Source organism: Paucilactobacillus nenjiangensis, assembly GCF_008632615.1.
GTDB lineage: Bacteria > Bacillota > Bacilli > Lactobacillales > Lactobacillaceae > Paucilactobacillus > Paucilactobacillus nenjiangensis.
The window spans coordinates 1,551,441-1,562,927 of record NZ_CP043939.1 but is presented as its reverse complement, the minus strand read 5'-3'; the positions used below and the strand labels follow the sequence as shown (position 1 = coordinate 1,562,927).

Below are 11,487 nucleotides of genomic sequence, written 5' to 3'. Positions count from 1 at the left end.
ATGAAAAAATTTTTGGTTCGCAAACATAAAGGATTTACTCTACTAGAAATGAGTGTCGTGCTATTTATTATTAGTTTGTTGGTCTTGATAATTTTACCTAATCTAGCGTCACAAAGAAAACATGCCACCGGGGTGCATCGAAGCGCGATGACATCGGTAGTGCAAACGCAAATTGACCTGTATCACGACGAAATAGGGGACTCTAATGTTGATTATAAAACCTTACAAAATGCCGACTATCTGACTGCAGATCAGGTAGCCAAGGCGGAAAAAGAAAATATCAAAATCGTAAATGACAAAGCTATCGAAGATCATGGCTAAGCAAGACGGTTTTACAATGATTGAAACAGTCATCGTCCTGGCATTAATTGCCTTGATGTTTGTCTTCGGCACAATGAAGTTGGGAGACTTAAAAGCGGCGAGTGATGAACGAAGATTTTGGACTCAATTGGAGCGTTCATGGCAGCAAAGCCAATCTAGAGCGCAAAATCATGGGAAACCAACAACCATTAGGCAAAGTAAAAATCAAACCGAAATTTTATTTCGTTCGCATAATAGACGTAATGACGATGATAATCGAGATGTGAAAGTTCCAAAAACAATTATTATCAAAAAGTTTGATGAGATTACCATGCTACAAAATGGATACGTGAAGGCCACCACCGAAAAGTTTTATTCAACACGGACACATAAAGAATACTCAATGAAGGTTCAGTTAGCGTGGGGAGGGTATTATATTGATAAGGAGTGACGGTTTTGTGTTAGCAGATAATTTAGTCGCGTTGGTGCTCATCTCGCTCGTAGTGTCACTCTTTTGCTTTGGCGAACAACAACTTCACTCTGAGATGATGCATGCCAAACAAGAGTTAAATTTGGCACGAATGGCCAAGGAAGCAAGCACACAAATAGATGAAAGCCATCCAAGTGTTAGTTATACACAAGACGGTTATCAAATTCAGGCGAGTCATCATGAGGTTTCAATTGAACAAAGACATCTGTGTGTGTTTCGGGTCATGAAGCAATGAAAAGACAAGGTTTCACTATCGTTGAATGTATTGTGGCATTATTAATCACCGCGATGATTGCAGTCTTGATTCAATTGACCTTTAAGGTGTATGAAAAAGTTGATCAACAACCATATGATGATAATGCTCAGTGGTACATCTTTTTACAGGAAATGGAATCATCGAATAATCAATATGAAATTAAAAATAATGGGACAAAACAATCAATCAATGTGTTTAGTCGTACAAGACAAAAAAATTATTCAATTGGACACAACCCATATAAATCAACAGTTTATATGTACGGCACAGAGGCTGGCACGGGGTACTTACCGTTATTACAACATGTAAAGACTTTTCAGGCAGTGCATTCTAACCAAAGCCCTAAGGTTGAGTTTGAGGTTGAATTTATGAGTGGTGAAAAACATAGTGGACGAGTTAACTTTCCAATATATGAGGGGCCGGGGGAATGATGAAAAAAGCAGGGTATGCGTTGGTAAATGTATTGATTGTGATGGCGTTAGTCACGAGCTATGAAATTTATCGATATGAACAGTGCCGACAGGAGCGAAGAATGTATACCGATTTACAAAATAAATTGTTATGTGACGTGATGTCAAATATGGCGGGCAACAGTCATGAAAAAATTAAATTCAACACCGGGACGGTTGATTTTAATGCCCCCAAGGCACCAATTAAGTTGAATAATGGTTTTTCTACCACAGACTGGCATAAAGTACCTTGAATTTGCTTGTGAAAATCGTTAAACTGTATCGTGGAGTGTTATGATTTACAAGCAGACTGGAGTGAAAACAAAATGTCACAAAGTGAGGTTGAGCAATTATACACACTGCTAGACGAAACCACCACAATCCTACGAAGTGCACTGGCTAGTTCGTACTTGGATGCGTTTATCGAAAACGTTGATAACATCATTGACGACGGCCAGGTTCAAGTTGAAGATGGACAGCCAACAGAGGCTGTCGTTAAACAGCTTCAAGAAAAATATGCAGCAATTAATTTTTCAAAAGTGAGCCCTGAAGATGTTAGGACTGTGATTCAGCTTTCGATGATTAAGGCGATTAAAGAAGATTCGATACAATCTAATCATCAAATGACGCCTGACACAATTGGATTTTTGATGTCATTTCTGTTAGAAAGAGTTACAAAACTATCAGATGAATTTACCATTTTAGATCCAAGTGTTGGGACCGCCAATCTATTAACGACTGTGATTAACCATTTGCAAGCGGAAACAAAGCAAAAAGCAACTGGTTATGGGATTGATAATGATGATTCAATGTTGGCAGTGGCAAGCATTAATGTTGCACTACAAAAGCTGCCTATCACCTTGTATCATCAAGATGCAGTTGATTCGTTAGATATCCCGCTGGTAGATATGGTGGTATCTGATTTACCAGTGGGTTACTACCCATTGGACGATAATACAAAGAATTATGAAACACGGGCCGATAAGGGCCATTCATATGTTCACCATTTACTAATAGAACAATCAATTAACTATTTAAAACCGGGTGGATTCGGAGTATTCTTGATACCAAGTAGTCTATTTCAAACTGAAGAGTCAAAACAATTTGTCGAGTGGATTAATCGCCATGCACACATGCAAGGTTTGATTAATTTACCTGATGAATTGTTTACTACAAAGCAAGGGCAAAAATCAATTTTGCTCCTGCAACGTAGAGGTCCCGAAAGTAAACAGGCAAAACAGATTTTATTAGGTACATTTCCATCATTTAAAAATAAGCCGGAGCTTGCCAAATTTATGCGAGAAATCGATAAATGGGTAGCAAGTAACTTAGCCGAATAAAAAGGAGAACATTCATCATGTCAAAAACAATTTCCATTAACGCAGGAAGTTCTACATTGAAATTTCAACTATTCGAAATGCCTAGCGAAGAAGTTATCGCTAAAGGTGTAATCGAAAGAATCGGATTAAAGGATTCTTTAGTTGATATTAAATATGGTGACGGACAACGTTTACAAGAAACTATTCAAGCTAGCAATCATGAAATTGCAATTAACTACTTGCTTGATCAATTGTTGAAATTATCAATTATCAGCGATTTTAGTGAGATTACTGGTGTTGGACACCGGGTTGTTGCTGGTGGAGAATATTTCAAGGATTCCGTTGTGATTGATGATGACGTCATGAAAAAAATTGACGAATTGGCAGACTATGCTCCACTCCATAACCCTGCCCACTTGACGGGTATTAAAGCCTTTAAGAAAATTTTACCTGATATTACTTCAGTCGCAGTGTTTGATACTTCATTCCATCAAACAATGCCTGAAAAGAACTATCTCTACAGTATTCCATATGAATGGTATGAAAAATATGGTGCTCGTAAATACGGTGCTCATGGTACCAGTCACCGCTATGTAGCTAATCGCGCTGCTGAAATGTTAGGCAAACCACTCGAAGAACTTAAATTAGTGACTTTACATTTAGGTGCGGGAGCTTCAATTACTGCCGTGATGAATGGTAAATCATATGATACTTCAATGGGATTCACACCATTAGCAGGAATTACAATGGCCACTCGTTCTGGGGATGTTGATGCATCATTAGTTGCTTGGTTAGAGGATAAACTTGAAATTTCTTCTGAAGAGATGATTGATATTTTAAATCATAAATCTGGATTAATCGGATTATCTGGAGTTTCTGCAGATATGCGTGATCTAGAAAAAGTGATGGACGAAAACCATCGTGCTAAAATGGCACGTGATATCTGGATTAATCGTGTTGTTCGTTATGTTGGCCAATATGTAGCTGAAATGAACGGTGCCGATGCGATTGTCTTTACTGCCGGAGTTGGTGAAAATGATATTGAAATTCGCCAAGCAATTGCTGATGGTTTGTCATTCTTTGGGGTTAAAATTGATCCTGAAAAGAACAACATTCGTGGTGAAGAACGTGACTTGACTGCTGCTGGCTCAACAACCAAGGCATTATTAATTCCTACTAATGAAGAATTGATGATTGCTCGCGACGTAGAACGTTTCAAATAGTCAAAAATAATTTAAAAGCGTTATAATAAAGGGACTAAGGATTTTACTTAGTCCTTTTTTGTACGAAAATATATTCAAAGCGGGTAATTGTTAATGAAATTTTTTACTGCGGACACTCATTTTTATCATGAAGCTCTCTTGGGGATGAGTGATTTTGCGCCGCGTCCATTTTTGACAGTTGAAGATATGAATCAAGAAATTATTACCAATTGGAATGCGAAGGTCAGCGAAACAGACACAGTCTATCATTTAGGTGATATTGCTTTATATTTCACCAAACCAGCTCGCGTTTCTGAACAAGCGGTCTTGGACATTTTAAATGAATTGCATGGCAATTTGGTGTTAATTAAGGGTAATCATGACAATCGGGCTTTATTTAAATTCTTAGATAAAAATAATTATCAACTTAATGGGAAACCTAAATTTGAATTTCACGATGTGGGGACCCTGATTAAGTACGATCATCGTCAATATTATTTGACTCATTATCCAATGATGTTGGGCATTGCGCCACAAATTATTAACCTCCACGGGCATATTCACCATTACGCGGTTAATATCAAAGAGAATATCAACGTTGGAGTAGATACTCCTGAAACAGACTATTTAAGTGAAAAGGTTCCTTTTGGAGCACCATTTTCATTGGCAGAAATTGGTCAAATGGTTGAAGGTAAACGAGATGATTTTAATAAACGTAGATGAAATACGTGAGGAGACCAGACATGATTGAAAAAATCACGATACTACATACTAACGATATGCATTCACATTTTGAAAATTGGCCTAAAATCAAGCGTTACTTATTAAGTCAAAAAAAATCATTAACTCAAGACGGTAGTGAGGTATTAACTTTTGACATTGGGGATGCGATGGATCGGGTGCATCCGCTAAGCGAAGCCACTGATGGTAAGGCAAATGTGGAGATGCTAAATGAAATCCATTACGATGGCGTTACAATTGGTAATAATGAAGGATTAGGAAACACTAAAGCTCAGTTAGAAGCTTTGTATCAAAATAAAAATTTTGATGTCATTCTTGGCAATATCATGGACATTGACTCTGGCACATTACCATCATTTGCCATTAAATCAAAGATTATCACTACGGCAGGCGGTACCAGAATTGCAGTTTTGGGATTAACCGCACCGTTTATTTTGACGTATCCACTTGAAGGTTGGTTACCGATTGATGTGTTTGACATTATTCCGGAATTACTCAAACAATTGCAGGGTCAATATGATATTTTAGTCCTGTTGTCTCATCTGGGGTTGAACACCGATGAAAAAATTGCTGCCCGTTTTCCTGAATTTGATGTTATTATTGGCAGTCACACACATCATTTATTAGAACATGGTAAACGAGTTAATCAATCGTTGCTGGCTGCCGCAGGTAAATATGGTCAATATATTGGGAAAATTGATTTGGTGATTGAGGACAACCAAGTGGTTAATTCGCAAGCTCGTGTGACAGTCACAGAGCATCTACCAGCGAAACCCGAAGATGAGTCTGTAATTGAGGGCTATACTAAGCTTGGAGAACAGTTACTATCTAATCAAGTTATTGCCAAAATTCCACAATCGTTTTCTGTCGACTTCGAACGAGATTCAAGTTTAATTAAATTAGGTTTAGCAGCCATCAAGGAAACAGCGCATACTGATACTGCAATCCTGAATACCGGCTTATTTTTAGATGGACTGGATGAAGGAATTGTCAATCGCAATCAATTACACAAAATGTTACCTCATGCGATGCATTTGATGCGGGTGACGTTAAATGGTACTGATTTAATACGCCTTGTTCGTGAAATTGAAAAGAATCGGGCGTTTCTGAGAAAGTTTCCGTTAAAAGGAATGGGATTTAGAGGCAAAATATTTGGCGAGATTCATTATGATGGAATTCAGTATCATAGTGATACTAAACAGGTTCTTTGCCAAGGCAAACCGGTTGATTTGTATCGACAATATACCATTGCCACTTTAGATCATTATTTGTTTATTCCATTTTTCCCAACAATTGAAATCGCGGGACACAACGATTTAATGTATAATATGTTTTTTAGAGATGTATTTGCTGCTTACTTAAAAGAACATTATCCAGTTTAGAAGAAAGGAGGAATTTGATTGAAACGAGAAGTCATGCAAGAGCTAATCGACAAGCGACAAGAGCAACGAGCTGATATCTACAAAATTGAGCGTCAAAGTGAAACAGAATTTACTATCAATGGACATAAGTACGTTTTATTGACTGAATATCGGGATGCGTTTCAAACGGAAAAATTAGAGGAACGGTTTAGCTCTATCCTAAGCAAATACGATTATATTGTTGGTGATTGGGGCTTTGATCAGTTAAGATTAAAAGGTTTTTTTGGACCGGATAATCCGTTAGTGCAAAAAACGACTAGTGTAGATACGATACAAGATTATTTATATGAGTACTGTAATTTTGGCTGTGCCTATTTTATTATTCAAAATCTTGAAGTTAAGTTGCCTAAGCCTGAACATCAAACCAAGAAACCTAATCGTAAACGCAATACGCGGAACGGTTCCGGCAATAATAACAATAAAAAAACTGGTTCACGAAATCAAAAAGCACAACAAGAGTCTCATAAGACTGGTACCAGTGAGAATAAGAAAAAACGTAATTCTCCAAACCATCGTGCGAAGAATAACGATCCAAAAAAAACCTCACACAACAATCAAACGCAACATAACAAGCAAATTAAGCCACAAATTAAAGAACGACAAGTTAATGCTTCCACAAAACCGGTCAAGGAAAGAACTCAGCAAACCGCAACTAGGGTGGCAAGCAATAATAAAAGTAAACAAAAATTTGTTATTCGACATAAGTAAGGAGTCCGTATGCCTCGATATAAAGGATATTTTATTGATTTAGATGGAACTATGTACAAAGGCAAGGCCAAAATACCTGCAGCACCGAGGTTTATAAATCGATTGCGAGAAACTGGGCAGCGGTTACTGTTTGTCACAAATAATAGTACGAAATCACCAGAAGATGTTGCAACAAATTTGACAGATAATCATGACATTAAGACATCAGCTGATGAAGTCTATACGACGGCAATGGCAACGGCAGATTATTTAAATCAAGTGGCTGATAGTAAGCATCGTCTAGTTTACGTGGTTGGTGAATCTGGTTTAAAGGATGCGTTAGTTGGAGCTGGTTTTATTATGACAGAGACCAATCCAGACTACGTGGTTGTCGGGCTAGATTACGATGTTACTTATCATAAACTTGAGCTTGCAGTGTTAAATGTTCGTGCAGGATCAACGTTTATTGGCACTAATGCTGACAGTAATTTACCTAACGAACGAGGAATGGTGCCTGGAGCGGGTTCATTAGTCAAATTGGTAGAGTATGCGACACAAACTAAACCAATCATGATTGGTAAACCTGAGCGAATTATCATGGACATGGCGCTACAATGCAGTGGATTAAAGAGAGACGAGGTTGTTATGGTTGGTGATAACTATAATACAGATGTTTTAGCGGGTATTGGAGCTGAGATAGACACATTAATGGTCTACTCTGGCCTATCTACAAAAACGGATGTGGCCAAGCAATCCATCTTACCAACTTATCAGGTGGACACGTTAGATGATTGGAAATTTGAATAATTTAAAAATTAAAGGTCGGCAACTGTTAGTGGAATTAGTTCTATTTTTCGCTATCATTAGCGTGGCTTTTTTTGTTGTCTTAAATATCTCGTCGCTATTTATTATTCCAACGGCAGGTAATATAGATGGTGTGACGATTAAGCATGTATTAGCAGATTATCTTCACTTATTAGGATATCTACAAAACCCATTTACAGGTGGCTTAAAATTTAGGTACATAGATATGTCTGTAGCTGGGCGGCATCATTTTGCGGATGTAAAACACCTATTCTTACTCAATAATGCCGTTATGTTAATCAGTGTTCCGTTGACGTATTGGCTACTGAAACAAGAAAAAAGGAACAAACAATTGTGGAAATTGCTCGTTCCTTTACAAATATGGTTAACTGTTTTCCCTGTGCTAGCTGTTACTTTAGGTTTAAATTTTGAACCATTTTTTATCAAATTTCACCAGATAGTCTTCAATAATCAAGACTGGATTTTTGATCCTCTAACTGATCCAATCATTAATGTGTTAACTGAATCTGTGTTTATTGAGTTGGCAGCCATGGCATGCATGTTAATTGAATTGATGTTTTTTGTTGCTTACCGAATTTCAAAATGTTCAATCATTAAGAGTTAGATAATCGAGACTTGAAGAATCCAACGACAGCTGGAATTAACGTGACGACAATAATTCCTAAGATGATGGCTGAAAAGTGTTCTTGAACAAATGGCAGATTACCAAAGAAGAAACCGCAGACTGAACAAATTGTCACCCAACTGATACAACCGATTAAGCTGTAGCGGATAAATTGCTTATATGAATATCCAGTACCGGCCGCGACAAATGGTGCAAACGTTCTGATGATTGGCATGTAGCGAGCCAAGATAATGGCGACTGCACCGTGCTTTTCAAAAAACTGCTCAGACCGTTCCATACTTTTTTTATCGATTAGCCTTCCGAACCAAGAATGATTTGATAACGATTTACCAATGGAGTGTCCAATGAGAAAGTTCAGTGAGTCTCCAGCTATACATGCCACCAAGAAGAAGATAAAGAACAATTCTATCTTTAGGTTGTATTGTGGATTAGCTGCTAGTGCAGCCGCTGCAAAGAGTAATGAGTCTCCAGGGAGGAAAGGCATAATAACCGCGCCCGTTTCGATAAAGACAATGGCAAACAAAATCACGTACGACCAACCGCCAAAAGTGTTTACAATTGACACGATGTGAGCATCAATGTGTAAAATGAAATCAATTAAAGTACCCAATATATGAACCTCTTTCAATATTAATAATATAAGTGTTGTTGCACGCCAAATAGTATATCATGGTTTATGCTAAGAAAGACACCCGGTTAACTAGACTAAGTAAATATTTAATAGTTTCTATGTAAAGTGGAATAAGGAAGGATTAAGCATTATGAAAATTTTAGGAACAATTGTTTTAGGAGAAGACAAGAAGAGTATGTTTTTAGTGAAAAAAGATCAACCCATGGAGTTTCCTTCAATAATAGAGGAAGATGAAAGCAAAACTCCATTGGGGGTAATTCTGAATTACTACCTGAATGAACTAGGAGTCAATCCTGATTATCTACGATTAGAAGAATTATCAATGGTCAAGGCCGGGGAAGTGAAACAAAACCTATTTGTCTTTTCTATTAATAGTCATATTAAAGAAGTAAAAGCTGCTTGTTTACACAATGAAAGGCTAGAATTTGCTGATGTATCAACACTTAAAGAGCTTTTCAAGACCATTGAAATGGATACCACACCGTTTTTCAATTAAAAAGTTAAATTACTGCTTGACCACATACATGATTCTTGCTATGATATTATCTGTTGTCAAATAGTGATGAGCAACTTTAAACGGTTATGAATCACTTCACAAAAAGTTGAAAATAATTAGAAAAAGCAGTTGACTTACATCAATTGAATTGGTATGATTATTCTTGCTGTTACAGGGATTCACGAGTTTTGAGTCATCAAAATAAATTGAAAAAAATGTTGACAGTGAAAAGCTAAAATGATAACATAATATACGTTGCTTAATTACAAACGGCAACGAAATGTAGACCTTTGAAAACTGAATAAAGTTTCGACAAATCAAATGTGTAGGGTCTTTTGACAATAGTCAAAAGCAAATAACATTTGCGAAGTCAATTTCGTGAATACAAACAAATAAGAGCTACAAACTTAAATTATATATGAGAGTTTGATCCTGGCTCAGGATGAACGCTGGCGGTATGCCTAATACATGCAAGTCGAACGCATTCTCGTTTTAGATTGACGGTGCTTGCACCAGATTGAAAAGACATTTGAATGAGTGGCGGACGGGTGAGTAACACGTGGGTAACCTGCCCAAAAGTGGGGGATAACATTTGGAAACAAATGCTAATACCGCATAAAAGTTAGAACCGCATGGTTCTAATTTAAAAGATGGTTTCGGCTATCACTTTTGGATGGACCCGCGGCGTATTAGTTAGTTGGTGAGGTAATGGCTCACCAAGACAATGATACGTAGCCGAACTGAGAGGTTGATCGGCCACAATGGGACTGAGACACGGCCCATACTCCTACGGGAGGCAGCAGTAGGGAATCTTCCACAATGGGCGCAAGCCTGATGGAGCAATACCGCGTGAGTGAAGAAGGGTTTCGGCTCGTAAAACTCTGTTGCTGGAGAAGAACGTATGTGATAGTAACTGATCATGTAGTGACGGTATCCAACCAGAAAGCCACGGCTAACTACGTGCCAGCAGCCGCGGTAATACGTAGGTGGCAAGCGTTATCCGGATTTATTGGGCGTAAAGCGAGCGCAGGCGGTTTTTTAAGTCTGATGTGAAAGCCCTTGGCTCAACCAAGGAAGTGCATCGGAAACTGGAGAACTTGAGTGCAGAAGAGGACAGTGGAACTCCATGTGTAGCGGTGAAATGCGTAGATATATGGAAGAACACCAGTGGCGAAGGCGGCTGTCTGGTCTGTAACTGACGCTGAGGCTCGAAAGCATGGGTAGCGAACAGGATTAGATACCCTGGTAGTCCATGCCGTAAACGATGAATGCTAGGTGTTGGAGGGTTTCCGCCCTTCAGTGCCGCAGCTAACGCATTAAGCATTCCGCCTGGGGAGTACGACCGCAAGGTTGAAACTCAAAGGAATTGACGGGGGCCCGCACAAGCGGTGGAGCATGTGGTTTAATTCGAAGCAACGCGAAGAACCTTACCAGGTCTTGACATCTAGCGCCAATCCTAGAGATAGGACGTTCCCTTCTGGGACGCTAAGACAGGTGGTGCATGGTTGTCGTCAGCTCGTGTCGTGAGATGTTGGGTTAAGTCCCGCAACGAGCGCAACCCTTATTATTAGTTGCCAGCATTCAGTTGGGCACTCTAGTGAGACTGCCGGTGACAAACCGGAGGAAGGTGGGGACGACGTCAAATCATCATGCCCCTTATGACCTGGGCTACACACGTGCTACAATGGACGGTACAACGAGTTGCGAACTCGCGAAAGTAAGCTAATCTCTTAAAGCCGTTCTCAGTTCGGACTGTAGGCTGCAACTCGCCTACACGAAGTCGGAATCGCTAGTAATCGCGGATCAGCATGCCGCGGTGAATACGTTCCCGGGCCTTGTACACACCGCCCGTCACACCATGAGAGTTTGTAACACCCAAAGTCGGTGGGGTAACCTTTTAGGAGCCAGCCGCCTAAGGTGGGACAGATGATTAGGGTGAAGTCGTAACAAGGTAGCCGTAGGAGAACCTGCGGCTGGATCACCTCCTTTCTAAGGAATATACGGAACCTACACATTAGTCGAAACTTTATTTAGTTTTGAGAGGT

General features: G+C 39.0%; 14 protein-coding genes and 1 rRNA gene. 14 read left to right on the top strand and 1 reads right to left on the bottom strand.

From position 1 onward, the window contains the following. From F0161_RS08080 to F0161_RS08025, 12 genes are all read left to right on the top strand, one after another. On the top strand, positions 1 to 321 hold the full coding sequence (locus F0161_RS08080; protein WP_150204266.1) for a competence type IV pilus major pilin ComGC: 321 nt from the start codon (positions 1 to 3) through the stop codon (positions 319 to 321). Beyond that, positions 314 to 751 (top strand): competence type IV pilus minor pilin ComGD, encoded by a 438-nt coding sequence (gene comGD / locus F0161_RS08075; protein ID WP_170175968.1) that lies wholly within the window; start codon positions 314 to 316, stop codon positions 749 to 751. The genes F0161_RS08080 and comGD overlap by 8 nt, the downstream gene beginning before the upstream one ends. After that, a complete protein-coding gene (locus tag F0161_RS08070) occupies positions 738 to 1,025 on the top strand; it encodes a hypothetical protein (RefSeq protein WP_150204265.1) in 288 nt (95 codons plus the stop codon). The genes comGD and F0161_RS08070 overlap by 14 nt, the downstream gene beginning before the upstream one ends. Further along, positions 1,022 to 1,477 carry a competence type IV pilus minor pilin ComGF gene (locus tag F0161_RS08065; protein ID WP_137602521.1) on the top strand — a complete coding sequence of 152 codons (456 nt, stop codon included), beginning with the start codon at positions 1,022 to 1,024 and terminating at the stop codon, positions 1,475 to 1,477. The genes F0161_RS08070 and F0161_RS08065 overlap by 4 nt, the downstream gene beginning before the upstream one ends. Next, complete coding sequence (locus F0161_RS08060; RefSeq protein ID WP_137602520.1) at positions 1,474 to 1,749, top strand: hypothetical protein; 276 nt, start codon at positions 1,474 to 1,476, stop codon at positions 1,747 to 1,749. The genes F0161_RS08065 and F0161_RS08060 overlap by 4 nt, the downstream gene beginning before the upstream one ends. A gap of 72 nt (positions 1,750 to 1,821) precedes the next feature. Then, on the top strand, positions 1,822 to 2,835 hold the full coding sequence (locus F0161_RS08055; RefSeq protein ID WP_150204264.1) for a class I SAM-dependent methyltransferase: 1,014 nt from the start codon (positions 1,822 to 1,824) through the stop codon (positions 2,833 to 2,835). A gap of 17 nt (positions 2,836 to 2,852) precedes the next feature. Further along, the gene (locus F0161_RS08050; RefSeq protein WP_150204263.1) at positions 2,853 to 4,037 is read left to right on the top strand and encodes an acetate/propionate family kinase; all 1,185 of its coding nucleotides are present in this window, start codon (positions 2,853 to 2,855) and stop codon (positions 4,035 to 4,037) included. Positions 4,038 to 4,130: 93 nt separating this feature from the next. Then, positions 4,131 to 4,739, top strand: coding sequence for a metallophosphoesterase family protein (locus F0161_RS08045; RefSeq protein WP_137602517.1), 609 nt, complete (start codon positions 4,131 to 4,133; stop codon positions 4,737 to 4,739). A gap of 20 nt (positions 4,740 to 4,759) precedes the next feature. After that, positions 4,760 to 6,139, top strand: a complete 1,380-nt coding sequence (locus F0161_RS08040) for a bifunctional metallophosphatase/5'-nucleotidase (protein WP_137602516.1) — start codon at positions 4,760 to 4,762, stop codon at positions 6,137 to 6,139. Between the two features lie 18 nt (positions 6,140 to 6,157). Further along, a complete protein-coding gene (locus F0161_RS08035) occupies positions 6,158 to 6,886 on the top strand; it encodes a YutD family protein (protein ID WP_150204262.1) in 729 nt (242 codons plus the stop codon). 9 nt (positions 6,887 to 6,895) lie between these two features. Beyond that, positions 6,896 to 7,672 (top strand): TIGR01457 family HAD-type hydrolase, encoded by a 777-nt coding sequence (locus tag F0161_RS08030; protein WP_150204261.1) that lies wholly within the window; start codon positions 6,896 to 6,898, stop codon positions 7,670 to 7,672. Continuing rightward, positions 7,653 to 8,294: a TIGR01906 family membrane protein gene (locus F0161_RS08025; RefSeq protein ID WP_150204260.1), complete on the top strand. Its 642-nt coding sequence runs from the start codon at positions 7,653 to 7,655 to the stop codon at positions 8,292 to 8,294. The genes F0161_RS08030 and F0161_RS08025 overlap by 20 nt, the downstream gene beginning before the upstream one ends. Here F0161_RS08025 and F0161_RS08020 read toward each other — a convergent pair. Continuing rightward, positions 8,284 to 8,925, bottom strand: a complete 642-nt coding sequence (locus F0161_RS08020; RefSeq protein ID WP_137602512.1) for a VTT domain-containing protein — start codon at positions 8,923 to 8,925, stop codon at positions 8,284 to 8,286. The genes F0161_RS08025 and F0161_RS08020 overlap by 11 nt on opposite strands. A 151-nt stretch (positions 8,926 to 9,076) precedes the next feature. Between F0161_RS08020 and F0161_RS08015 the strand changes: the two genes are divergently transcribed. Together F0161_RS08015 and F0161_RS08010 are read left to right on the top strand one after the other, a co-directional pair. Next, the gene (locus F0161_RS08015; RefSeq protein WP_150204259.1) at positions 9,077 to 9,442 is read left to right on the top strand and encodes a hypothetical protein; all 366 of its coding nucleotides are present in this window, start codon (positions 9,077 to 9,079) and stop codon (positions 9,440 to 9,442) included. Between the two features lie 414 nt (positions 9,443 to 9,856). Continuing rightward, a 16S ribosomal RNA gene (locus F0161_RS08010) occupies positions 9,857 to 11,431 on the top strand. Positions 11,432 to 11,487: the final 56 nt, after the last annotated feature.

Excerpts from the sequence above, each read along its gene's own strand:
- comGD (WP_170175968.1), top strand. The coding sequence starts at position 314 with ATGGCTAAGCAAGACGGTTTTACAATGATTGAAACAGTCATCGTCCTG.
- F0161_RS08055 (WP_150204264.1), top strand. The coding sequence starts at position 1,822 with ATGTCACAAAGTGAGGTTGAGCAATTATACACACTGCTAGACGAAACC.
- F0161_RS08045 (WP_137602517.1), top strand. The coding sequence starts at position 4,131 with ATGAAATTTTTTACTGCGGACACTCATTTTTATCATGAAGCTCTCTTG.
- F0161_RS08040 (WP_137602516.1), top strand. The coding sequence starts at position 4,760 with ATGATTGAAAAAATCACGATACTACATACTAACGATATGCATTCACAT.
- F0161_RS08025 (WP_150204260.1), top strand. The coding sequence starts at position 7,653 with ATGATTGGAAATTTGAATAATTTAAAAATTAAAGGTCGGCAACTGTTA.
- F0161_RS08050 (WP_150204263.1), top strand. The coding sequence starts at position 2,853 with ATGTCAAAAACAATTTCCATTAACGCAGGAAGTTCTACATTGAAATTT.
- F0161_RS08015 (WP_150204259.1), top strand. The coding sequence starts at position 9,077 with ATGAAAATTTTAGGAACAATTGTTTTAGGAGAAGACAAGAAGAGTATG.
- F0161_RS08065 (WP_137602521.1), top strand. The coding sequence starts at position 1,022 with ATGAAAAGACAAGGTTTCACTATCGTTGAATGTATTGTGGCATTATTA.
- F0161_RS08080 (WP_150204266.1), top strand. The coding sequence starts at position 1 with ATGAAAAAATTTTTGGTTCGCAAACATAAAGGATTTACTCTACTAGAA.
- F0161_RS08030 (WP_150204261.1), top strand. The coding sequence starts at position 6,896 with ATGCCTCGATATAAAGGATATTTTATTGATTTAGATGGAACTATGTAC.
- F0161_RS08060 (WP_137602520.1), top strand. The coding sequence starts at position 1,474 with ATGATGAAAAAAGCAGGGTATGCGTTGGTAAATGTATTGATTGTGATG.